This window comes from Corynebacterium jeikeium, assembly GCA_003955985.1.
Taxonomy (GTDB): domain Bacteria; phylum Actinomycetota; class Actinomycetes; order Mycobacteriales; family Mycobacteriaceae; genus Corynebacterium; species Corynebacterium jeikeium_D.
In genome coordinates this window covers 88,335-112,454 of record CP033784.1, presented here as the reverse complement: position 1 = coordinate 112,454, position 24,120 = coordinate 88,335, and the positions used below count along the sequence as shown (strand labels likewise).

Sequence of the window (24,120 nt, the reverse complement as noted above, 5' to 3'; positions counted from 1 at the left end):
CGTCGTTAAGCAACTGCCTGCGCCCGCACGCGACTGGGTTTGTACCAGAGGTAGATTGCGTAGCCCAGGCAGGTGAAGAAGAGCACGCCGCCCATGATTCCCTGCATGTTGCCGTAGAACCACTGCCCCACGCCCGCGGCGTGACCGAAGTCGTTGCCCACGAAGACCTTGTACGGCGCCCACCAGTGGGCGATCATGAACAAGGTGCCGACAACGATGTTCCCGATCTCGCGGACGAAGAGCACCAGCGGCACAAAGACCATGACAATCGACCAGTGGTGGCTGACCGCGTACGGTCCAGCAAAGCTGACCGCCAGCGCGACGAAACCGAGGGCTGCGACCTCATAGCCATTGCGGTGGTAGATCCACGCCACGAAAGCAGCGGCGATGGCACCAAAGAGGAAGAAACCGTAGATGCCAATATCGAGCGCAGTGCCCTCCACCCCGGCACGGGCGAGCAGACCACTGAACGCCTGGTTGGCCTCGTAAGCCGGGGCGCCACCGCGGTTGCCGGCGAAGAACTCATCGGTCCAGAAGTAGATGGACTCTTTAAAGCGCACGGCGAAACCAATGGCGACGGTCACCAGGAACCAGCAGAAGCTCTTGGCCACGGCCGCAAAGTCACGGCGCATGAGGAACACCAGCGCATATGCCGCGGGGGTGATCTTGATACCCGCCGCGATACCCACGCCCAATCCACGCAGCTTCTTGGGCAAAAAGCCCAGCACATCGGAGACCACCAGCAGCGCGAGGAAGACGTTGATCTGCCCGAAGAGCACGTTGGCGCGCAGCGGGTCGAGCAGCATCACCACCCCGAGCAGGCAGGTAGCCATCAGCTTCGGACGCTCAGAGCCGAGACGAGTGAAGACCATCCACAGCATCGCCCACACCGCCGCCAGCGTGGCGAACGTCCAGATGATTTGCAGGGTGACCGGCCCCGCCCAGGTCAGCGGGTAAAACAGCAGCGCTGCAAAGGGTGGGTAGATGAAGCGGAAACCCGATCTGGTGGGAAACTCTGGTGAGTAGAGATCCTGGTCTCGTCGTAGCGCCCAGCCGGCGTCTTGGAAGACCTCGAGGTCCATCATGTAGGCAGTTGCCGCAAGATAGATGAAGTCGATGACAACGACCAGCGACACCAGCCCAAATACAATTGCCAAGATCCGTCTCTGCATGACGGAAAGCGTCGAGAGTCTGTCCATGAGCATGATTCGACACTACCGCACTGTTCTTCCTACTCAGGCCTTAGAGTGGGAGGTATGTTCGTGGAAAACTATCGCAAGGTTCGCTCCGAGATCGACGACGCTTGCCGACGAGCCGGGCGTCAGCCCTCCGAGGTCCGTCTGCTGCCCGTCAGCAAGACTGTGCCTGTCGACGCCCTGGTGGAATCCTGGCCGGAGCTCGCGGCAGCCGGCTGCGCTGGCCTGGCGGAAAACCGCGTCCAGGAAGCGGTGGCCAAGGCGGAGGTATTCCGGGAGGCCTTCGGCGAGAAAGCACCACATATGGCCATCATCGGTCCACTGCAGACGAATAAGGCCGGCCACTTGGTCAGCTGTGCTGATGAGTTTCAGGCGCTGGACCGACCGAAGGTGGCCGGAGCGCTGCAGCGCCGCTTGGCTGATGCCGATCGCACGCTCGATGTGTTGATTCAGGTCAATGTCTCCCGCGAGCCGCAGAAGTCGGGCCTGGCGCCGAGCCACGCAGCGGAGTTTGTCCGCATGTTCGGCCCCGATGGCGAGTACCCGAACCTGCGCCTGCGCGGGTTTATGACCATCGCGGCCCAGAATGACCCGAATGTCCGCAAGGCATTCGCGGAGCTGCGCCAGCTGCGCGACAGTCTGCTCGGGGATTTGCCGGAGGGTGTCAGCCTCGACGAACTGTCAATGGGGATGTCCGGCGACTACCGCGAAGCCATCGCCGAGGGAGCGACCACCGTGCGTGTGGGACGCGCTATCTTCGGTGAACGCTCGTATAAGAAATAAAGGTAATCAAATGAAGGTAATCTCAGTGCCATGAGTTCTGATGTCTCCCCGTGCTCCCGTCGTCGTTTCCTCCTGGGAACTGCCGCCACTGCAGCTGGCGCACTCGTAGCCGCTTGTGCACCAAAGTCTGCGGTGGAGAAGGTTGACGCTGCCGACATTCCGGTTGGCGGCGGTGTGGTTATCGGCAATTACGTCGTCACGCAGCCGGAGGAGGGCAAGTTCGCCGCTTTCTCCAGTTCGTGCCCGCACCAGAATGGTCGCATCACTGAGGTCAGCAATGGTGTGATGATTTGCCCGAACCACAACTCCCACTTTGATATTGCTACTGGTCAGGTTGTTTCTGGCCCCTCGCGTAAGCCCGCTGGCCAGGCTCCGCTGTCAGCCGATGGCACTGAGCTGATTGTGGGTCAGAAGTAGGTTCTGGAAGCAGATTCATGGTCGGCGGGTTCAAGGCCTAAGAGATCTACTCCCGCCGGTGCCAGCTGGAATCGCAGCGGGCGGCGGCTCGTGGGCATTGCCAATCCTGCCGCCTCTAACTCGGCGAGATACTTTCGCGCTGTCCGCTTTTCCTTGCCGACGGTGTCAGCGACGTGTTCGAGCTTGATTCCATATTCGGGCCCGAACAACCGAACCTGTGCCAGGACGTATAGCGTGCCAATCTCGTTTCCTGTAAGCGACACAGGCAGCACCCGCTCGGGCGAGTTAGATAGCTCAGCTATCCGCTGTTCAAGCCTTTCGCACTGGTAAGACTTCATCTGCAGCTCTTCCAGCAAATACTGCTGTGCATTCAGAATGACATCAGCCATCGCCTCGACGAAGAAAGTGACTTCTCCCCGGTTCATTGGGTCTTCCGTAGTGGTAAAAGCCTTGTAATACTTCGCTTTATCCTCAGCGAGTTGGCGGGAAATAGTCAGCGCTGTGGCGGTCGAGAGTGCCTCCCGCAAAGCCACGGACAGTAGAAAACGTCCCATCCGGCCGTTGCCGTCATAAAACGGGTGAACGAATTCGAACATGAAATGGCTTGCCAAGATTCGAATCAGCCGATTGTCCTCTGCGGAATTCACCGTTGCCAGGAACTCATTGAGGAGTTGGTGAATGGCAGCTTCGCTTTCAACACCTCGATGAACCTGTTGTTGCCCATCGGTAATCGTGACCGTTGCTGCCCTGAAGAGTTCACCGTCTAACTCATCTTCGGCGGCAATTTCATCGCCGAGAAGTTTATCGTACTGCTGACGGATTTCTGTGAGCGTTGTCGGAAACTCAATCCGCTCATCGTTGGCCAACCGGAAATAGAGCTGACTGAATTCATGGAAGCGCTTGTACTGGGTTCCCGAAGTGTTGTCCAACGCCTCCGCGACTTCTCGCCGTGTGGAGTGGATCCCCTCAATTTCATTGGTGGCTACCACCTCGGCCAGGAGCAGATTGAAAAGATAGTGAGTCCGCGCTGCACCCGGCAGGCGATTCCACAACTGTGAGATCTGTAGCTCTAGAGACAGAATCTTTTCAATCTTGGCCGCGAGATCGCTTGTAATGCAGCAAAAGAGCGGCCACTGCCCCAGCGGAAAGTGCCACTGAATCGTCGACGGGGAGTCTTTGCGTGACTGGTATTCGCCTTCCACTGTCTGTTCCGCATCATGTGCGGACATGTGGAAGATCCTCTTAAGCGGATAGTGCTTCACGGCGAGCTCTCTTCTTTCCCCGGTGTTCTTTACATGATGCTTTTTACATATAGTGCCCTAAAAACTAACCCTTAATGTAAAAAATCACTGTTTTTTACATTAAGGGTTCTTTACGCGGTGCCTAAATGCGCCTTGCTGCCGGTTTCGCCACCTATCGCCGCGGCTTCAGCCCCGCCACAGCACACGCGCCCGCGACGAAGGACAGCGCCACCAGCCACGGAATCAGCCCTGCCCACTCAAAGCGGCTGAACACCATGCCGGAGACCCAACCGACAATGGACGAACCCGCGTAGTAGCTGAACAGGTACATCGATGATGCCTCGGCGCGGTCGCGCTGAGCCACCAGCCCCACGCCGGACGAGGACAGTGAGTGCGCCACGAAGAACGAGGCCGTGAAAACTAGCACGCCCACAATTAGCGCGGGCAGCCACGGCAGCAGCGCCAGCCCCAGGCCCACGCACGCGGCCAGAGTCGCAATGGCGATGAGGCGACGGCGGCTCACCGTCTTCGCCCACACACCCGCGCGTGCCGACGACCACGTGCCCGACAGGTAGAGAATAAATACGAACCCTGCCAGTGCCGGGGAGAGTCCGAACTTATCGCCCAGTCGGAAGCCCAGGTAGTTGTACAGGGAGACAAATGACCCCATAAACAGGAACGCCAGGGCGCACAGCGCGAGAATACGCGGGTCACGCACGTGACGGGCAATGGCCTGCCCCTCCCCTGCAAACGACAGCTGTTTCGGCGTAAACCGACGCTGTTGAGGCAGGAAGTACCAGGTCAGAACGGCGAAGATGAACGCCACCGTCGCCGAGACCGCAATCGCCATCCGCCAAGAGGCGAACTCCAACACAATGGACGGAATGATACGGCCGAGCAGGCCACCGACTGTCGTGCCCGAGATATACAGCCCCATCACGCGACTGACATGGTCGGCGTGGACTTCCTCACTGACATAGGCCATGGCCACTGCGGGAACACCGGCAATGACAATGCCCTGCAGCAGGCGCAGAGCAATCATCGAACCGATGCCCGGCGCGATTGACACCACGAGCCCCAGTAGCGTTGCCACAAATGCGCTGATGACGATCACGCGTCTGCGTCCAAAGCGTTCCGACAAAATGGACACCGGGATAATCGCACAGGCCAAGCCGCCGGTGGTGGCGGATACCGTCAGCGCGGCGGTGGCGGGGTCGACCGATAGCTCGTCGGAAAGCGTGGGCAGCAGCGCCTGCGTTGCGTAGAGCGCTTGGAACGATGCCAGGCCGGCGAAGAGCACAGCGATAAGCGCGCGGCGGAATCCGGGATCTTCTGGCCGTAGTCCTTCGATCTGTTCGGGGTTTTCGTTAGCGCTAGTCACTTGTCCTACGTTAGCCCTCCCGCCAAACCCATCGCTGAATACACGGATCTAGAAAAACCTTTTTAATTCGCGCGCGGTATCGCGTTCGTTTTATTAGTTTCGTAGGCATGACTACTTTTTCCGCACAGCCACAGGGTCGCAATCACGACCGCGAGTACGACATCGTCGTCTACGGCGCCACGGGTTTCGTAGGCCGCTTGATTGTGGACTATCTGGCTAAACACGCCGGTCAGACGAAGGTGGCGCTCGCAGGCAGGAACGCCCAGAAGCTTGCCGACGTCGCGGAGAATGCAGGCGTATCGGACTGGCCGGTCATTGTTGCGGATGCCGCCGACCAACAGGCGGTGGCTCAGCTTGCAGCCAGCACGAAGGTGGTGTTGACCGTTGTGGGGCCGTACGCGAAGTACGGTCGCACCCTGGTGGCCGAGTGTGCCAAGGTCGGTACTCACTACGTCGACCTGTGTGGCGAAGTGCTGTTCGTCCACGACTCCATTGCAAACAACCACGAGGTAGCGCAGCAGACCGGAGCGAAGATTATTCACTCCTGCGGCTTCGACTCAATTCCCTCCGATGTCGCTGTCCGTGAGCTCCACGAGGCGGCCCACACCAAGCTCGGTGAGACAACCCTGCTGTTCAAGCATGTCAAGGGTGGTGTCTCCGGCGGCACTATCGATTCGGTCCGCGTTCAGCTTGAACAGGCCAAGAAGGATCCCAAGCTGCGTCGCATCATCGCCGATCAGTACGCGCTGGCTGAGCCGGGACCCGACCAGGGTAAGTTCGGCGTCGACCTGCGTCCGGCGCGCTTCCGCCGCCACTGGCGAGCCCCCTTCTTCATGTCGCCTTTCAACACCCGCATTGTTCAGCGCTCGGCGATGCTGGCGGATTACGGTGATTCCTTCCGCTACCGCGAGCTACTCAATGTCGGCCGCGGTCCGAAGGCTTTCGTGCGCGCAAATATTTTCGCGGCTGTCTGCAGGTTGGCGCTGGCGGCGATGGCATTTGGGCCGACGGCCAAGCTCATTGATAAAAAACTACCGAAGCCGGGCGAGGGCCCGAGCGCTGAAGCACAGGCCGAAGGCCGCTTCACCATCGAGGCCTACACCGTCGATACCTCCGGCATTCACTGGCGTTCCAAGGTGTCCCTTGAGGAAGACCCAGGGTACGCAGGCACCGCGATTATGATTTCCAGCGCCGCCCTCGCGCTCGTCCACGACGATCTGCCGGACACCACCGGCGTGCTCACTCCTACTGTCGCGCTTGGCGACGCCCTGTCCCGCCGTCTCCGCGCTGGCGGCATGACCATTGAGGCGGTGCAGGCTCGATGATTGGTGGCCTGACCGGTGCTTTTGCGAATCTCACCCGCGGACCGAAGCTGCCGAGTGTAGGTGGTGGCCGTGCGTTAGTGACCGGCGCTTCCTCCGGCATCGGCTGGGCATGCGCGGAGACACTGGTCAAGGCCGGTTTCGAGGTCGTTGGCACGTCCCGCAGGGGCGCCGATGCGCCGCACCCCGAGGGCGTGCAGATGGTGGCGCTCAACATGTCCAGCGCTGACGATATCGCCGCTGTGGTCGCTCATGGGCCTTACGACGTCGTCGTCGCCAACGCCGGTGAGAGCCAGTCGGGCGCTTTCGAGGAGCTACCCCGCGAGGCGCTTGAGCGTCTCTTCCAGGTCAATGTTCTGGGGCAGGTGGAGCTGTTACAGCAGCTGCTGCCCGGCATGCGTGAGGCTGGTCGTGGCCGAATTGTGCTGGTTGGTTCGATGCTCGGCGGGTTACCGCTGTCCTATCGTTCTTCCTATGTGGCGACTAAGGCCGCTATCCGCGGCTTTGGGCTTTCGTTGCGGGGTGAAGTCGCGCAGTTCGGTATTGGGGTGACGGTTGTCGAGCCGGGTGCCATCAACACGGGAATTTCCACACGTCGGACGACGTATGGCGATGAGGGTTCCGTTTACGCTGCTGATGTCCACCGCATGCTGACGAAGTTGAACGCCAATGAGGAAGGTGGCATTCCCGCTTCTGACATTGCTGAGGTGGTTATGCACGAGGTGGCCGCCGAGCGACCCTTGGCCCTGGTGGCGCGGGGGTCGTCGGCAAGCGTTGCAGTGCCCTTCATGCGACGAATCCCGACGCAAGCGATGTTGACCATCATGCGCCGGGTGCACGGGCTGCGGTGAGTTAATCGGCGACGGCGCGCATTTCGACTGCCTGCGCGCACGCCTCCGCGGCTTCGTGGGCTAGGTTGATGGCCTCTTGCTCGTCTGCGACTTGGACGATCCAAAAAGCTGACGGGAACGTCATCGCGTTGTAGTACGGCAGATCGCTATGTGAACCATCCGGCAGCACCGTCATGGCATCCTCCGGCGGTACCAGCCCGCCGGACATAACCCAGTGGCCTTCGTCCTGGAGCTTCTGATTGAAGCGTCCAATCCGTTCAAAGGCAGCGTGCATTTCCTCATCAGAGTCATACGCGTTGATATCTCTGCGGCCATGGACCGTGAAAAAGTATTGCACACCAAGCTCCTGAGTTTCGTTTTGCTAAGTGTAACAGATTGCGCGGGGCTGGAACCGGGAATTTGCGGGGAATTTAGAGCTTTGGTTGAGCGTTTTTGCGGCCAGGGCCTAGTTTTCCTCTTTCGCAGCGGCGGCTCGCTGTGCCCTGATCTCCGCTACCTGCTGCTTGCGGGTATTGAAGCCCATGCGCCACGGGGCGGCTAGACCTGAGTCGGGGGCATGCGGGTTATCGCGCCAAGATTTGCCCTCGTTGTAGGCCTGCGCGCCCTCACGGTATGCGGCGGACTGCTCAGTAAAGGTTGGATACGGCTGTTCGGTGGTCTGCCTGGCCTGCGCACCGACCGATTTCATTCTCGCGCGCAGTTCCTTGATTTTGCTCTTCACCCTTTCGTTATGCTGTTCCTGCTGCTCGGTGATCTCAGCGAGTGCCTGCTGCTCGGTGATGGGGTCGAACGAGTCTTGGCCTGCCTTGTCGTAGGCTTCCTTAGCGCGCGGGGTGCGCTCCCAATCACGCAAAGACGGATTGTAAACGCACCAGTCTTCCTGGCCGTCGTCTTTGTAGATACTGCCGCTGTGATCCCAATACCTTGTCATGCGTTTACCCTCCTGAGTGTTTCTATGGGGATAATATCCCCTCATAATCAAACTTGAACTGCCCCCGCTCGCGCGGGGAAAACGCCCCGGACGTTCCCGAGTGGGGTGAGCGTTTCGGAACATCCCCGCTCGCGCGGGGAAAACCAATCCTTGCCATGTCGGCTAGCAATTCCTTGAGGAACATCCCCGCTCGCGCGGGGAAAACGCGGCCGATGAAGTACAGGGCGATCTAAGCAGTGGAACATCCCCGCTCGCGCGGGGAAAACTACGGCACACAGCAGGTTGGGGACACGTACGTGGGAACATCCCCGCTCGCGCGGGGAAAACCTTCATGTTCGCTTGGGGTTAGCCCGGTAGCGGGGAACATCCCCGCTCGCGCGGGGAAAACAGCCGTTCGGGTCGCACATGTCGCAATTGGTGAGGAACATCCCCGCTCGCGCGGGGAAAACTACTCCAACCGCACGGTGATTCTGTCCGGTGTGGGAACATCCCCGCTCGCGCGGGGAAAACGGTGCCGCGGTTATTGAGCCGTTTATTGGCCCGGGAACATCCCCGCTCGCGCGGGGAAAACAAATCACTATCGCTGATGGTTCCCCGTATCTCAGGAACATCCCCGCTCGCGCGGGGAAAACTCTCCTGCACCGGGTCAGTGTCAATCAGCGCTGGGAACATCCCCGCTCGCGCGGGGAAAACGTTAAACCCATCTACTCGGACGTGCTGCTGTCGGGAACATCCCCGCTCGCGCGGGGAAAACCAGGCTGGTTTGGGTGCCGTTCCAGGCCAACGGGGAACATCCCCGCTCGCGCGGGGAAAACAACGCCAACCTGTCGATGGCCGCGAAGGTCCTGGGAACATCCCCGCTCGCGCGGGGAAAACAAGAAGCTGACGAAGAAGACTATCGGCCAGTTGGGAACATCCCCGCTCGCGCGGGGAAAACTACTTTACGGCCGGGCAAGCGCTAGGAACATCAGGAACATCCCCGCTCGCGCGGGGAAAACGAGATATTGGCCTAGCCCCTGTTAGTGGCTACGGGAACATCCCCGCTCGCGCGGGGAAAACCTGACCGAGCAGGTCACCGGCACCAGTGTGTCTGGAACATCCCCGCTCGCGCGGGGAAAACAGCAAGGACTTGTTCGGCACTGTGCTTTTGCCGGGAACATCCCCGCTCGCGCGGGGAAAACCCGGCTACGCGGGCAGTGTCGTGGCGGCATTCGGGAACATCCCCGCTCGCGCGGGGAAAACGATGCGCAGATCACTGAGCGCGGTTCCCTGGTGGGAACATCCCCGCTCGCGCGGGGAAAACCACGCGGTAGCGCGCATTTTGCCAGTTGCGTAGGGAACATCCCCGCTCGCGCGGGGAAAACATAATCTGCCAGTCCTTCGACCAACACCCAGCGTGGAACATCCCCGCTCGCGCGGGGAAAACCTGTCCAGAGGTCGATTGATAAGGCTCGTGAGCGGAACATCCCCGCTCGCGCGGGGAAAACCGGCGGTGACCACGCCACCATCAGCGAACTGGGGGAACATCCCCGCTCGCGCGGGGAAAACTGCCCGTTGCCGCGCGCGCCACCCATCTCGAAGGGAACATCCCCGCTCGCGCGGGGAAAACAGGGTTTGTTCGCCGTTTTGCGTGGCGACTTGGGGAACATCCCCGCTCGCGCGGGGAAAACTTGAAGAGCATCTCCGCCAGCGCGCCGGTGTACGGAACATCCCCGCTCGCGCGGGGAAAACACGAACTAGGCACAGTATCCCGGTTTGCAGAGAGGAACATCCCCGCTCGCGCGGGGAAAACTCCTGCCGAACCAGATGGTCAACGACACTGTTGGGAACATCCCCGCTCGCGCGGGGAAAACCTGTTGATCAACCGCATCAGTGGGAAGCGACGAGGAACATCCCCGCTCGCGCGGGGAAAACTCAGAATGTCCATGTGTTCTCCTATTCGTCGTGGGAACATCCCCGCTCGCGCGGGGAAAACGGGGTTTCGGAGGATTACTTGGTCACTAACGGCGGAACATCCCCGCTCGCGCGGGGAAAACGCTGGCCACTGATAGTCTCTTTCTTGTCGCTGGGGAACATCCCCGCTCGCGCGGGGAAAACCGCCTGATGAATGTTCAACGCGCTGAAATCATGGGAACATCCCCGCTCGCGCGGGGAAAACAGCCTGGTCTGGGTTCGGTCATCGACACGGCTGGGAACATCCCCGCTCGCGCGGGGAAAACGTCGAGTCCGGCGGTTCCCCGTCCAGGGTGAAGGGAACATCCCCGCTCGCGCGGGGAAAACCGTATGAAACCACCGTCCGCACCGGCGTGTTCCGGAACATCCCCGCTCGCGCGGGGAAAACTGAAGAAACGCCATTGCCATAAGCACAATGCAAGGAACATCCCCGCTCGCGCGGGGAAAACTCCAACAGCGTGCTAAGCAGATCAAGACGGTTCGGAACATCCCCGCTCGCGCGGGGAAAACCGAGGGCTGGGCGGACGGCGCGGAAACAAGTTAGGAACATCCCCGCTCGCGCGGGGAAAACGGCTAGGGGGCTGTAGGTGGGGCGTTGCTTCAGGGAACATCCCCGCTCGCGCGGGGAAAACGGTTGAGGACGTTATCTGTGGAGACAGCGCCGGGGAACATCCCCGCTCGCGCGGGGAAAACTCCGCACCAGCCGCACCACCGCCCAATTGTCCGGGAACATCCCCGCTCGCGCGGGGAAAACGGCGTGGTTTTCCCAGCGGATGCGGAGTCCTCGGGAACATCCCCGCTCGCGCGGGGAAAACTGGCTGATTGGGGCGCAGAAACTCGCATCGAAGGGAACATCCCCGCTCGCGCGGGGAAAACTGCGCAAATTCCGCGACTGTCATTTCGTAGTCAGGAACATCCCCGCTCGCGCGGGGAAAACTGCTCCCCAGCGGTAATCACCCGGTAGCCCACAGGAACATCCCCGCTCGCGCGGGGAAAACTCATGAGGACTGAACGTTACCCGCCACATGTCCGGAACATCCCCGCTCGCGCGGGGAAAACGCCTTCCAGCATTTTCGGCTGGGCTAGCCACTGGGAACATCCCCGCTCGCGCGGGGAAAACTTGGCTTGTCGGAGGATGCGACGCAGGAGCAGAGGAACATCCCCGCTCGCGCGGGGAAAACTGAAGCGGCTGAGGCGAAGTCCTGGGCTACTGAGGAACATCCCCGCTCGCGCGGGGAAAACGTGACGATGATCGTGTGCGTGAGCTCTGCCAGAGGAACATCCCCGCTCGCGCGGGGAAAACACTTATTAACCAGCAGAGTTCGGTTCCCAGTGAAGAATTTTATATCACTTAGCTCGACGAGCACGTCGGGCGCGACGCCGCTTGGCTGGATTTGACCACCCCGGTTGTAATCCGACCTCACCTTTAGTCCTGTTTTTGAACGGACGCCGAATCAGGGACAGCCCCTCAACATCAACGACCTCCCAATCGTGGCGATGCACCTTGTAGGCATACCCTTGTTCGGCATTCCGATCCGGATAAACCATAATGGCACGACCATTGCCGACCATTTCGATGACGAGTCCCCACAAGATGTCACGGAGACGAGAGTTAACTTTCCCAACAAATACACCTGGGGCAATTTCTTCAAGCCACCGAGTCAGATGTCCCCGCAACCCGGCAGGGCAGCTCGTCAAAACTAGTGTCACCATGGCGGTTCTCCGGAGGAGTAGTTTGTACCACCTTTAATCGTGCCGCGGCTGTAATCCCACAATTCGATAACTTCGCCGAATTCCTCGTTTTCAAGCGGCTCTTTCATTAAGAGCTTTAAATCCTGGACACAGCGTGAAATTACTTTTTCTTCACGAATCCGATCACGCACACGTCGCCTAACCGTAGTGCTAAGTGTTTGAGTATCCACCTCGGTTCCAAGCTCCGAAATCACAGTAAAAGCAACTGGAATCGTTATGTCTGCCTTATACAGATCTGCAATGTCATAAACAAATGCGCGGTCATGCCCCGTATGCACAAACCCCAAGCCAGGACTCATTCCCAGAGAAACTATCACGGCATGCACAACACCGTATAGGCAAGAATGTGCTGCTGAAAGAGCCTGATTGATTGGCGTGCCATCCGAGAAATCATCAGGGCGGTATTCACGACGCGACCACTCAACCCCGGTTATCTTTGACCATTCCCTATAAACCGAACGAACCCGAGCACCCTCTCGGCCCCGTAATTGCTGCATATTTAGGGATTCCACATCCTCACCGGAAAAACGCATCCCATACATTTCACGCGCAACCGCTAGTCGGGTTTTTCGGTTGCTCACTAGCTTTGCCTGCTGTTCCAGAAGCCGGGTCGACCGACCTATCGGCCGACCATGCGCGTAATATCGCACACCGTTTTCTCCCACCCAGACGATTGTTGAACCGGCATCTGCAATAACCACCATCGCCTGATGCGTAACCCGTGTACCAGGGCCTAACATAAGCACTCCCAGTGCAGCACTGGGTATATGCATGACACCCTGGTCGTCAGTCGCAGTGAGAGAATTAGAATCTCGACCGATAGTGCAGTGCTCAAGATAGAGAAAAGAAATCCGGTCTTCAGCCCTCGCCAGTTCGATCGGTTTCGACGGACGCGCTCCTGGAATATTGGCCATGACTAGTCACTGCTAGAAGTCATTGGAGCGATAGTCAACAATCCACACCCATATCCCTTTGCTTTGCCAATTCCGTTAGTCAAAACACGACGGAACTTCTCAGCATCAACGACCTCAATAGCTCCATCAAACTGTGCCCGAGCGATTGTGACCATTCCTCCTTTCCTACGGAACTTCATCACTTCCCTACCTGTAACGGAAACAGCTAAGTCATCACTGGAGGCGTCGTGACTATCTGCATGTGAAAACTCGGCTGGCAGAAATCGCACACCCATAGCTTCGGCGCGTTCTAACAACCAATTTCGCTGTTGAACTGCAGTTACATGCGCAAGCCTTTTAGACTTACCCGTCTGGGGGTCGCGCACTGATTTCACAGGATTCGCTGCCAACCTAAAACGAAATCGCTTTCCGACGGAAATACTTCCCAAAACCGGTTCGTATTCACGTATCGCCCACGACTCTTGATTTTCCCAACCTGCTTGCTGCTGCAGATGCTCAAATGATGGTTTTTCAGGACTCACCACGTATAGAGCGAGGGAATGGGCTTCGCGGTCAACTCGCCACAAAACACGACCATCATGGCTAACTAGGTCACTATTTGGTGGAAAAGCTGACAGCACCGCAGCATGCATAGCCTCTGGGCTGGCTAACAACTTTCGAGTCCCCCGCCGTTGCGGGTTGAGAAACATGCGTGAAAGGTACATCGACTAGTCACCTCCCAGTAGTGACATTGGATCGTGAGAAAACACAGGGCGCTTTCCTTCCTTGTTTTCAATCTCTAGCCACCCATGAACCACAGGCCGCATCTCGTGCTTTCGCTCTCGTGGATCAAAGCTGACTGGAGTATCCGGAATTAGCTCATCGTAGGCCTCACCATCACGTATATCCCGAACAATTGGCAGCGAAACTACTTCTGGCTGACGTTTCCGGTACCAAGTCGATGCTTGCCAAGGAGCCTCACGCAGGGCGTCTTCCAGTGGCTTTTCCTCAATTCCTAAAACGATTCTTCCCGTCGGTTGGAATGCACGGCGGCCTAAATAGAGAGGAAACGCTGGGCGCTGAACCGCGTCGGCAAGCCCTTCAAGGACACTGCGTGGACCTTCAACTGCAACAGTGAAGATGGCATCAGTGAGGTAATCGCGATACGTCAGGGGCTTGGATTTATTGTTTCGCCAATCAATTTCAGTCTGGAAATCTCGCTCGACCTTTCCAATCTGATCAGTACGAACACCAAAGCCCAGTGATGCCAAATCTTCAATCGCATCAGTACGGCGTCGTCCGCTTGCAGCTGCAAGCAAACCAACTACCCCGCTCTTCGTTGGCTCTCGCCGCGTACCACGGTGATTGAATCGACTCGAGTCTCCCCATGCTTGCATAGGTCCAGCGAGCCTCAAGAGGAGAACCGACATTAGAGCTCGACCTTCTCCATGACGGCCTGCTCAACTAAGTTGACCAAACCAGCCATGTCAGTGCGATTGCCAAAGACATTCAGCTTTTCCATTGCAGCTTCAGTCGCTGCGCCACCAGTGGCAAGATACGCACCTCCGAGTGGATGAGAGTCGTACGCACCGTCCTGCTCAGCGGCATACTCTGCCAGCTTGATAGATGCGTTTTCTGTGCGGCCACGAGTAGCCTCCACCGGGTCTTCAAAAGCTTCTGACAGATTGACAGGCTGATCATCACGAACTTGGACCACAATCAAATCTGGTCGCGTTCGGTTAGCAAACGTGTTCTGCTTACCAGTTGGCATCGAAAGCGCAAATGCCTTGAGTAGTGCGCCAGCAGCTTCAGATGCTGCCTCCTTCGACCCCAAAGAATGAGCCAATTCACTAGCGTTGACCGTTGCGTAGCGGTACAACGTAGACGAGGTGAATTCCACCGTGCCAATCATGCCAGCACCAGCGTTGTCCTCCGCCGCGTTGTCATCAACCGCAGTAAAGTAGTCAAACTCCGTAACTGTCGGATGAACAGAAATAGCATGATTGAACTGGCACGTCGCATCAACATTTAGGTCTGGAGCATCCGCCAACATACGACCGAAGAGGGCAATGTCGACTGAGTGCTCGTTATTTAGCGCTTCCTTCGCTTCCTTCGCAGGAATTTTGGCCGGATCGTCCTGGTACTGAATTGCCAGATCAGCTAACGCTTTAATTTGCGCGCGGGAAACAAACAGCAGATACTCAGTACGGATACGCGTGTCTTCTTCACCCTTTTTGGGCTTTGCCTGCTTCAACTTCGTCTTCTGCAGAACACTCAGCGCTAGATGCTCAGCGCTTTCTTCCAGCTCCGGAGCCTGCAAAATGATTTCCGCAGCAATCAATGACGGGCTGAAGCGAGTACGCTGTCCCAACTTATCAAGGTCGAGTAAGTTCTCGAATTCCTTACGTGCTGCGCGCTTCCATGCTTGGCTGGAAACTCGGGCCCGACGCACACCGCCGTAGTTGGCTGTCTTTGGACTACCCGTGTCATCTCGGTTCAGGTTTGATGGCGGGACAGTTTGGAGTGCGTGAATATCAATGTAGATGGTCATGATAAGCCTTTCTGTTGTTACTAGTTTTCTACTGCGCGGTCATGGTCATCGATTTCGGATTGCGGAACTCTGTTCATATCCCGTGCCCAACGAAGTCGTACACGGCGAGCTGAATCTGAATAGTTCAACGCCACCAAGTCATTGGCCAATTGGCCGTAATCCATTGGAATGCTGTAGCTCCTCAGCATCTGAATTAGTCCACGTAAGTGGTGAACTAGCTCATCAGTTGTTTGCGCAGTAAGCGCAGCATTAAATCGTCGCTCAATACCCTTTTTCTGGTTTTCACCTGATACCTGATGGAGCCTGCACATAGCCGTGCCGAATCCTTCGTTGGCCTTATGCATAGGCTCATTTCTCGATTGCTGATGGAGTGCAAAAAAGGCCAATGCAAGGTGTGCTGCAGTTTCGTAGACCCCCGGCTCATCTCGAGGGCCTTCAAGCTCCGCCGGGAACGAATTGAATACCTCTGACCACACCTGGGGCTGCTCTGCCAGCGGCGCACTCAGGGAGCGGCGAAGCACCGCAAGGGAGGCACGAGCTTCCGAGCTTTCGTTGGCCAGACCACCTGCTAACCTTTGTGCCTTGCCGGCAACAAAGCTGTACAGCAGGGAGCTGCGCGACTGCGACCTATTCGTATCAGCCATTGTTAATTAACTTTCTCTCGAGGTTTTTGTTCTTCTGGCCGTGGCAGAACTTTTCCAAGCCCTCGCCGAAACCACAGCTCAGCGTGCCCCACGTTGTACTGACGCTCATCAACCTCACGACCTGACCATGCGCTGTCAGGCACACCTGCTATCAACTCCGCAGCTTTGGCGAGAGCCAAACGCCGCAACTGTTCTGTCCAAGTTGCAAGGTGATTACTAAGGTCTGTTTCTGACGTAAGTCCGCTAACCCATTGACGGAATACTGGGTCTACATCCGAGTAGAAGGACCCCTCTGCGCTAAAGCCTGCGGCCCCGCGTTCGCCACCAGACGCAATGGCCAAATTATTGGCAAATTTTCGCAGTTCGGCTGCTGTATCTTGTGTTCGGTTTGCGGCCAACAACACGAATTGGATGGTCTGTTTATCGGCAGCCAAAAGCGCAGGGAACGCTAAATCATCTGTTAATAGACGGTTGTACGAAGCCATTTGGGGACCATATTCGTAACCAACCATCCGAAGACTCAACCGGTAATTCTGGGGCACAATGCCACTGCGGCGACCTGTTCGAGTCTTCAACGCTTCCATGACACCGGCGGGCTTTGAAATCTTTACCTCACTGCCAGTGCGCCCCTTAGTCGTATCGACCTCTGCTTCGGGCAGCACAGCCGAAAGACCTCGCCAAAGAGCTCGGTCAGGGTTGATTGCCTTTGGCATATAGATATCTTCTTTGGCTTTCTTCGACTGTGGCTCGCTATAGCGCCACGGCGACATCATTTCGATTGCATCTTGATGCAGATAGTCCACTGAATCACCAACACAAACGAGCGCACCGATAACCATGCCGCTTTCCACACGAAGCCGAATACGCCGCTGCGGCCAAGTAAGAAGAGTGAGTTGTCCCTTCGGAAGTGGCGTGTCCGAAACTGCGGACGTCGGAACCGGAAGCTCCCAAATAGGAGCACCTTCCCAGGCCACAGGCTTATGATCAACGACATTCAGTAGCAACGTTTCAAGTAGGCTTTGCCCTTCAAGTACGGTACCGCCAAGCCATCCTGCCCAGCCGATGCCACTGTTATAGCCTTTGCCGTCCTTTACTCGGGAATCACCCACTGCACCCGATTTAATTCCCGAAACGTCAAATGCGAGACAATGAACAAGCCAACGAGCTGCTTCTGCAAAAGGAAGGGGCGTGAGTGCCGAACGTCGGTGGAAAAGATTGCCCAACTCCGACGAATCCGGAATGATTACTTTAAGGCTCTTCCACTCTCCACTTTTTGTAGCAAGCGTAGGAGTTTGCATGAAAGGGGCTTCCCGATCGAGCAAATCGAATCGGTGCGAATATTCATCTAAATAGCGGCTGATGCGCTCTAACGGCAGCTTCTTGTCCTCCCATGCTGCCGCCCATTGTTTGCGGTTTTCCTTGACATCTTCTCCAAAGTCGAATGCGCGATAAAGAACCGCAAGAACCACGCGCAAAATCGCAAAGTCCTGCGCTGGCGATTCACCGGAGATCCGTTTTAACTCACCAGCCTGCGCAAAGATATCTCGAAGGCCTAATTCCCGACCATTGCCATCGTGCCCCGTGACCTTAATCCAGGGCTCGTCGAGCAGATTAAAACTCGGCTCAGCTCCGCTCACTGCGACTCCTTTTCTCGAATGGACCGCAATCCATACTTCATATCGTATGAAAAACTAACTCCGTTAACATGGCATTCCCCACTTTCGTTCAATGGCAATGGCAGAAGCCCTTTTAGCCAGGAGCTAAGTTGCCAAGAGGGGCTACCAAACCGCTCCAATTCAGCGATGAACTCGTCCACTCCCCCGACTTGCCAATAAGGCAGCGAAATGGTGCATTTAGCAACTTCGCGTGCTAATTCGTCGTCGACTCCATTGGCATTACTCAGAGACTCACCACCGCGATTTTCCAGCCACGGCAATGAATAGAGTTCGCTGCCTCGCTGTTCTACAAGAACTACTTCTATTGACTCTTCGATATCTCTCACCTGCGACTGCCCACGAAACTCTTCTGCAGATCCATGCTGGAACCACAGACTCATGTCTTTTTCGTTTGGCGATGGACCGAGCGAACGTTTCGCTTTTTCAGCAAGCTTCTCTCCCCTCACTTGCTGCTCCTTCACCGCCTCATCCCAGTCTTTTCGCCAACTGACTGGACACTGCGCATCTGCGTCATACGTTTCACGAACTATTCCTGCGACATCATCTGGCGAAATAAACTGCTTACGCCCCATCAACGCTGAGGCCGTCCGCATCAGCAACGCAGTGCCATAAATCCGTTTACTACCGCTCACAAACTCTGGAGCATTGCTATCCCTAATCTCAGTGCCCCCAAAGAGCACCAGTCGTGGCGTTTGAAGTCGCTCCGGACGGTTTTTACGACTGTGCCGATGGAGACGACCCGCCCGCTGAATCAGCAGGTCCGAAGGCGCAAAATCGCTAAACATAATGTCAAAATCCAGGTCAAGGGATTGCTCAACAATTTGCGTTGACACCACCACGCCTCGCTGTGGGCGCACGCCAGACTTGCCGTATTTGGCAACAAGCTCTTCTTCTTTAGCCCGTCGATCTGCCGCAGCGAAGCGCGAATGAAGCAAAAATACTTCCTCATCAGTGAAGCTACCGTCAGAACAAATTTCGTCGTAAAGCGTTTGGGCCCGCTGAACTGTATTGCATACGACTACGGCGCAACCACCATCATGAAGTTCCTCTGCCAGCTTGTGAACAACAGATGAGTCATCACAGAATTCGAGCGATACCACCTGCCTGCGAGATGAAGCCTTTGGCTTACGGACCGTGACACCATCCTCGTTTACAAAGGTCAGAAGTGGATAGGCACGTTCGTCTTTGGCAACTTCCATCTGGCCAAGAATCTTGTTGGGAATTTGAGCATTTCCTAACTGCGCAATCCCCGAGGCATAGGCCTCCATCAAATGAAAACGAGCATCCGGTGGAAGCGTTGCCGACAACGCAATGACTGGAACCCCATATGCGCCACACCATTCCAATGCGCGGTACAAATACTGCTGCATGTAAATGTCTGCAGCATGCACCTCATCGAGGATCAATACCTTTCCGGCAAGCCCCAGATGCCGCAACATGACATGCTTTGACTGCAGCGCCGAGAAAAGGAACTGATCGATTGTGCCAACAGTAAAGTCTGCCAGCGCTGCAGTTTTACGAGAGCGTAGCCACCAATGAGCCTCAACTGCAGGCTCTTTAGAATTGGCACCATATTCTTCGTCATAAATAGCCGAAAAACTCTGTGACGGAAACTTAAGACCTTGGAATTCATCATTAAACTGCGCGCGACTATGCGTGAGCATCGCAGAGGCCAACTGGTCTTCCGCAATCGCACGGTCGAGCCACTTCAAAACACGAGAAAACATGGCATCTGACGTGGCGCATGTAGGCAACGCGACTTGCACACCACCACATCCGAACTTGGCTGCAAGAACTTCCGCGGCCGCAAGTGCAGCCTCTGTCTTACCTTCACCAGTCGGTGCTTCTAGCAGCAACAGGCCTGGTTTATCCACTTCCTCAGCAAGCTTTACTGCGTCCAGCTGAACTGGGTATGGGGTGGCACCAGCAGGCAGGTCAAACCGAGCGCGAAATAAGTCATCCGCACTACTTTCCGGGCGAGGATCCCACGGATCCGGAAGATTTAATCCGTCAATCGCATCATCGCTTCTGCTTGTCGACGATGCATCAAACATCGACAGTGGAAATAAATCAGTGTTCGAAGCAAGCCAGTCAGCCATGACCACAATTCCCGTCAGAAGCATTTGCGCTTGCGCTGACAGCTCTTGCTCTCGGCGTTGTTCACAATCAGTCGCCGTTAAACCTGCCCTTGTGGCCACGGCGTCGAAGAATTCAGAACGAATGTGTTGCCACTTTTCACCTTCGAGTTCTTCGACGAAGTCTTCGGCAGAATGCAACAGATTCTCATCGGGAAACTTGCCGTGATGGCCACCAATAGGTGCAATATGTGTATTAGCAGAATCTTCACTAAATCCGTGGTTTTCCAGCAACCAAATCCACAGAGCATACGCACCGACAGCGCCGTGGGGCGCTCCACGTAACTCCTTGGAGGAAAGTGTTGCCGCAGCGCCTAGCCCATACGGGCGCACACGGTCATACAGTTCCGGAACTTTAACCGAAAAAGCATAAGACGCCTTACCAATATCGTGCCCACCAGCATAGAAAGCAACCCATGCACGGGCTCGTTCTTTCGAGCCGAACTCATCGGTAAGCACTTGCCTTAGTGATTCCGGCAACCACTCATCCCAGAGATAAAAAGCCACATCCTGGGCATCATTCAAATGTTGTGCGAGACTCAACGCCTCTTCACTTTGCCAATCCCACTTAGCCCACTGCAAGCGAGCTATTTCAGACAGTACATCTGCCAAGTTCGAGCCCATGTTCGACATAACGACCCTGTCCGGCCGAACCCCTATCCGGCCTCTATTCTAATCTCCAAGATAGCCGAGATATCAATTTCATTCAATATGGAAACTACCCCTTATTAACCCCACACAATAAAACGTTGATATCTATCCAATAGACTCATCTACAAGTGTCGCTTACACGAAAAATCCCCGCTTTCGCGGGGATAACATCGCCCCTCACAATAAAACCGGAACATCCCCGCTCACACAGGGAACCCGAAGGCGACAGAACCTACACTAACCTCTCCGCAGCTTCCGCCAGACCCAATCAACGATCACGAAGCCAACGAGAGTCACACCAAACAGTGGTGCAACCACCGAGTAGGCAATCAGCAGCGCCACAACAGCTGCTGCAACACCCGGGCGAATGTCGCGCCATCGCGTCGGCGCCGGGAGCCTGCCCGGGCGACCACCTCGACCGCGCCCAAACCACATGGCGTACCCGCGCACAATCATCGCCAACAGAGCGACACCAATCAGTGCCAGGACCAGCTGATTCACCCACCCGAACAGGATGCCCATGTGCGCGTTAATCAGCCATTCGGTCAGCTTCGCCGGCAGCGGCCAGTCCGCAAAATGAATCCGATCGACCATCGCTCCGGTCGAGCCGTCAACGGTGACGGTCTCAATGCCCATCCGCCATTCCTCGCGAGCTTCCTTGGCCATCCACACCGTGCCAGCTTCCGGCGGCGTCAGTTCGACCTTCCCGGCCAGGCCCTCAGCACGTGCGAGGCTCATAACACTATCTGCCTCTGACCAGTCATAATTCGCTGGCGCAGTCGCAGTCATGGCTGGTTTCGGTGCGTACCAGTCCATCGTCTCGCGCAGCTTTGCGATGCCCGTTCCAGCCACCCACGACCACGTCAGGCCGGTGACGGTCAGGAACAGAAGTCCAACGCTAACCGCCACGCCAACATTCGCGTGACGACGCATATGATGCGCCCTCTTACTTGTTCCCTGTGTCCGCTTGCGACGCGAACGGTCCCACCAGAGCCAGAGGCCACCGATAGCCAGTGCGCCCATCCAGGATGCTGCCGTCTCGGAGTAGAGACGACCAAAGTTGCTATCAATCCAGAGCCTGCGGTGCCCTTCCGAAATCCAGGCCCGCAGTGGCAGCGCCGCCGAGGAACCGTATTGCACCAGGTCACCCTTGATGCTCAGGTCACCTGGGTCGACAAACACCGCATGTCGGTAGGACTCCGACTTCAGCTGCTCGTCATTGAACATGACTCGCGTTGTCTGCCCCGGCTTTTCCGGGACCTGCACCGCGGTTACCGGCAGGTTCGGGTGCACGCGCTGCGCGACCTCAACCTGCTTTTCCAGTGGTTGTGCGGGAAGGCTCGATGTTGCAGTTAGTTCTTCGTGGTAAACCACCTTTTCTATGCTCGGGGCGAGGGCATACGCCACGCCTGTGATAGCTGCAATAACAAGTAGTGGCGCAACGAGGATGCCTGCAACGACATGGATTCGGTGCAGTAATGCTCGTGGCCCACCATTTTTCTGAGTCTGTGCGACGGGGTTTGCGGCTGGCGTTCCAGCGGCATCGCCTGTGGCTATTGAAGTCATGCCTTATTAGTCGGACGAATTGCCTCAGTTGTTCCCCAGCAAGCTCACTTTTATTACTTCCAGGGGTAGCCATTCGGCCACGCACCTCGTTGTCGGCCACCTTGTGCACAACTACCCGTCGTTAAGCACGCGTACCCTCGTAGACATGGCTTATCCAGACGTGTACCACGCCGATGACAACCGCTATGAGACGATGCCGTACAACCGCTCCGGCAGCACGGGGCTGAAGCTTCCAGCCATTACGCTGGGACTTTGGCATAACTTTGGTGATGACCGGCCGCTGGAAACGCAGCGTGAGATTCTGCGCACCGCGTTCGACCACGGCGTCACGCACTTCGACCTCGCCAACAATTACGGCCCACCGCAGGGCTCTGCGGAGGCGAATTTCGGTCGCATCATGGCCAAGGATTTCGCTCCCTACCGCGATGAAATGATCATTTCTTCCAAGGCCGGTTGGTACATGCAGGATGGCCCCTACGGCTTCGGCGGCTCGCGGAAGTACCTCGTGGCCAGCTGCGATGCCTCGCTGAAGCGCATGGGCCTGGATTATGTGGACATTTTCTACCACCACCGCCCCGACCCGGATACGCCTATCGAGGAAACCGTCGCCGCCCTCGATTTCCTCGTCCGGTCGGGTCGCGCGCTCTACGTCGGCGTTAGCTCCTACTCCCCCGAGCTCACTCGCCGCGCGCAGAAAATTGCCCGTGAGCTGGGCACACCGCTGACCATTCACCAGCCGAGCTACTCCATGTTCAACCGCTGGATCGAGGACGAGCTGCTGGCAACCTGCGCCGACGAAGGCATGGGCGTCATCGCCTTTTCCGCGCTTGCGCAGGGGCTTCTCACCGACCGCTACTTGGATGGCGTGCCGGAGTCCTCGCGTCTCGGGGCGCACAAGATGAACTCGGGGTTCCTCAACGACGACACGCTCACCGCCATCCGCGAGCTCAACGCCATTGCTTCACGACGAGGCCAGTCCCTGGCACAGATGGCCATCTCGTGGGTGCTCCGCCGTGACGAAGTGACCTCAGCCCTGATCGGTGCATCCTCGGTGAAGCAGCTGAAGAACAGCCTCGGCGCCCTGGACGCTGCACCGTTTAGCGATGAAGAACTCGCGGAAATCGACAAGTGGGCCGTCGACCGCGGGATTAATCAGTGGCAGGGCGCTACGGAGTCTGTGTAGGGAGCTCATCGAGCGCCGGCAGCACATACTCAATCAGCTCATCAATCTGCTCTTCCGCATCCCGCTTCGAGGTACGAAAGTTGATGCTGACGTGGTTGATTCCGAGCTGTCGCTGCGATTGCAGCAGCTCAATTAGCTTGTTGCGGCCAAGGCGGTACCCGAAGTGGCCGCCCTGCGCGGGGGCGTCGGGGTCTTCATGCAGGTCAATCCACAGTGATTCCAGGAAGGGTTTGAACACGCCCTCGCCGCACTCCTGGGCCACCGCTTCCTGCCAGTTGGCGATGTTTTTCTTCTGCATCTCCAGGCCCTTGTGGTACATGAACCACCCGTCGGTATGCGCGGCCTTCCACTCCAGGCTCTGCTGACAGGAGCCAGTGGCCAACAGCGGAACTCGGCGTGCCAGTGGCTTGGGCACCACATCGGATCCGCCCATCTTGCCCTCGGACCAGCGGATGGGCCGGTAGCTAGTACTGAGGGCCTTTTCATAGACCTCGATATGCTCGCGGAAGCGCTCACCGCGCTTGCCTTTGTCCTGGTTAAAGGCGGGGAACTCCTCGGGTCGGTCACCGGTGGCAACGCCAAAGAGGAAACGGCCGTCGGAAAGCCTGTCCAGTGTGGCAGCGCGCTTGGCCATCACCAGCGGATGCTGGAAGGGCACGACGACTGCACCGGTGCCGAGCGCGATATCGGTGGTGTGTGCGGCGATGTAGCTGAGGTACATCCAGGGGTCGTAGACCTGGCCGACGTCGCCAAATGTTTCCACGCGCAGCGGGATGTCGCGTGCCCAGACCGCCGCGATGCCTGCGCGTTCGACTTTCTGAATCAGCCGAATCTGGTTGCTCAGCGCGTCCCTGGGCTCGGCTTCGGCGTCCTGCTCGATGGGCAGACTCAGCCCTACCGTGAGTCGGCCCGGCGCGAATGTGCGCTGGTAACCGGGTAGTTCGTCGATAGGCTTGTCCGAAAGATCAAACAGCGAGCTCATGGTGCTCCACGG

The 24,120-nt window shown here is 57.3% G+C and carries 20 protein-coding genes and 1 CRISPR repeat array; of the genes, 5 read left to right on the top strand and 15 right to left on the bottom strand.

Going from position 1 to position 24,120, the window contains the following annotated elements:
* Window positions 1-5 precede the first annotated feature (5 nt).
* Window positions 6-1,205, bottom strand: coding sequence for a DUF2029 domain-containing protein (locus EGX79_00490; protein AYX80797.1), 1,200 nt, complete (start codon window positions 1,203-1,205; stop codon window positions 6-8).
* A 51-nt stretch (window positions 1,206-1,256) separates the two neighbouring features.
* On the opposite strand from EGX79_00490, the gene EGX79_00485 reads away from it, so the two are divergent.
* Window positions 1,257-1,979, top strand: coding sequence for a YggS family pyridoxal phosphate-dependent enzyme (locus tag EGX79_00485; GenBank protein AYX80796.1), 723 nt, complete (start codon window positions 1,257-1,259; stop codon window positions 1,977-1,979).
* Between the two features lie 30 nt (window positions 1,980-2,009).
* Window positions 2,010-2,396 (top strand): Rieske (2Fe-2S) protein, encoded by a 387-nt coding sequence (locus EGX79_00480; protein ID AYX80795.1) that lies wholly within the window; start codon window positions 2,010-2,012, stop codon window positions 2,394-2,396.
* On the opposite strand, the gene EGX79_00475 is transcribed toward EGX79_00480, so the two are convergent.
* On the bottom strand, window positions 2,387-3,658 hold the full coding sequence (locus EGX79_00475) for a Fic family protein (protein ID AYX80794.1): 1,272 nt from the start codon (window positions 3,656-3,658) through the stop codon (window positions 2,387-2,389). The two genes, EGX79_00480 and EGX79_00475, sit on opposite strands and share 10 nt — an antisense overlap.
* A 151-nt stretch (window positions 3,659-3,809) precedes the next feature.
* A complete protein-coding gene (locus EGX79_00470; protein ID AYX80793.1) occupies window positions 3,810-5,018 on the bottom strand; it encodes an MFS transporter in 1,209 nt (402 codons plus the stop codon).
* Window positions 5,019-5,125: 107 nt separating this feature from the next.
* Here EGX79_00470 and EGX79_00465 point away from each other — a divergent pair, with 107 nt between their 5' ends.
* Both EGX79_00465 and EGX79_00460 read left to right on the top strand, forming a co-directional pair.
* A complete protein-coding gene (locus EGX79_00465) occupies window positions 5,126-6,343 on the top strand; it encodes a saccharopine dehydrogenase (GenBank protein ID AYX80792.1) in 1,218 nt (405 codons plus the stop codon).
* The gene (locus EGX79_00460; GenBank protein AYX80791.1) at window positions 6,340-7,191 is read left to right on the top strand and encodes an SDR family NAD(P)-dependent oxidoreductase; all 852 of its coding nucleotides are present in this window, start codon (window positions 6,340-6,342) and stop codon (window positions 7,189-7,191) included. Before EGX79_00465 ends, EGX79_00460 begins: the two co-directional genes overlap by 4 nt.
* A gap of 1 nt (window position 7,192) precedes the next feature.
* On the opposite strand, the gene EGX79_00455 is transcribed toward EGX79_00460, so the two are convergent.
* The 11 genes from EGX79_00455 to EGX79_00405 all read right to left on the bottom strand — a co-directional run bounded on the left by EGX79_00455 (window position 7,193) and on the right by EGX79_00405 (window position 21,943).
* Complete coding sequence (locus tag EGX79_00455) at window positions 7,193-7,528, bottom strand: hypothetical protein (protein AYX80790.1); 336 nt, start codon at window positions 7,526-7,528, stop codon at window positions 7,193-7,195.
* 108 nt (window positions 7,529-7,636) lie between these two features.
* A complete protein-coding gene (locus EGX79_00450) occupies window positions 7,637-8,122 on the bottom strand; it encodes a hypothetical protein (protein ID AYX80789.1) in 486 nt (161 codons plus the stop codon).
* 55 nt (window positions 8,123-8,177) lie between these two features.
* Window positions 8,178-11,378: a CRISPR direct-repeat array (repeat unit 28 nt; unit sequence GGAACATCCCCGCTCGCGCGGGGAAAAC).
* A 44-nt stretch (window positions 11,379-11,422) separates the two neighbouring features.
* Window positions 11,423-11,788: a type I-E CRISPR-associated endoribonuclease Cas2 gene (cas2e, locus tag EGX79_00445; GenBank protein ID AYX80788.1), complete on the bottom strand. Its 366-nt coding sequence runs from the start codon at window positions 11,786-11,788 to the stop codon at window positions 11,423-11,425.
* Window positions 11,782-12,741, bottom strand: coding sequence for a type I-E CRISPR-associated endonuclease Cas1 (gene cas1e, locus EGX79_00440; GenBank protein AYX80787.1), 960 nt, complete (start codon window positions 12,739-12,741; stop codon window positions 11,782-11,784). Before cas1e ends, cas2e begins: the two co-directional genes overlap by 7 nt.
* Window positions 12,742-12,743: 2 nt before the next feature.
* Window positions 12,744-13,445 (bottom strand): type I-E CRISPR-associated protein Cas6/Cse3/CasE, encoded by a 702-nt coding sequence (cas6e, locus tag EGX79_00435; GenBank protein ID AYX80786.1) that lies wholly within the window; start codon window positions 13,443-13,445, stop codon window positions 12,744-12,746.
* 3 nt (window positions 13,446-13,448) lie between these two features.
* Complete coding sequence (gene cas5e, locus EGX79_00430; GenBank protein AYX80785.1) at window positions 13,449-14,150, bottom strand: type I-E CRISPR-associated protein Cas5/CasD; 702 nt, start codon at window positions 14,148-14,150, stop codon at window positions 13,449-13,451.
* The gene (gene cas7e / locus EGX79_00425; protein ID AYX80784.1) at window positions 14,150-15,271 is read right to left on the bottom strand and encodes a type I-E CRISPR-associated protein Cas7/Cse4/CasC; all 1,122 of its coding nucleotides are present in this window, start codon (window positions 15,269-15,271) and stop codon (window positions 14,150-14,152) included. The genes cas5e and cas7e overlap by 1 nt, the downstream gene beginning before the upstream one ends.
* A gap of 20 nt (window positions 15,272-15,291) precedes the next feature.
* On the bottom strand, window positions 15,292-15,915 hold the full coding sequence (gene casB, locus EGX79_00420; protein ID AYX80783.1) for a type I-E CRISPR-associated protein Cse2/CasB: 624 nt from the start codon (window positions 15,913-15,915) through the stop codon (window positions 15,292-15,294).
* A 2-nt stretch (window positions 15,916-15,917) separates the two neighbouring features.
* Window positions 15,918-17,600 (bottom strand): type I-E CRISPR-associated protein Cse1/CasA, encoded by a 1,683-nt coding sequence (gene casA, locus EGX79_00415; GenBank protein AYX80782.1) that lies wholly within the window; start codon window positions 17,598-17,600, stop codon window positions 15,918-15,920.
* On the bottom strand, window positions 17,549-20,359 hold the full coding sequence (cas3, locus tag EGX79_00410) for a CRISPR-associated helicase Cas3' (GenBank protein AYX80781.1): 2,811 nt from the start codon (window positions 20,357-20,359) through the stop codon (window positions 17,549-17,551). Before cas3 ends, casA begins: the two co-directional genes overlap by 52 nt.
* Window positions 20,360-20,614: 255 nt before the next feature.
* Window positions 20,615-21,943: a PepSY domain-containing protein gene (locus tag EGX79_00405; GenBank protein ID AYX80780.1), complete on the bottom strand. Its 1,329-nt coding sequence runs from the start codon at window positions 21,941-21,943 to the stop codon at window positions 20,615-20,617.
* 145 nt (window positions 21,944-22,088) lie between these two features.
* On the opposite strand from EGX79_00405, the gene EGX79_00400 reads away from it, so the two are divergent.
* A complete protein-coding gene (locus tag EGX79_00400; GenBank protein ID AYX80779.1) occupies window positions 22,089-23,126 on the top strand; it encodes an aldo/keto reductase in 1,038 nt (345 codons plus the stop codon).
* Here EGX79_00400 and EGX79_00395 read toward each other — a convergent pair.
* Window positions 23,110-24,108, bottom strand: a complete 999-nt coding sequence (locus EGX79_00395) for an LLM class oxidoreductase (GenBank protein AYX80778.1) — start codon at window positions 24,106-24,108, stop codon at window positions 23,110-23,112. The two genes, EGX79_00400 and EGX79_00395, sit on opposite strands and share 17 nt — an antisense overlap.
* Window positions 24,109-24,120: the final 12 nt, after the last annotated feature.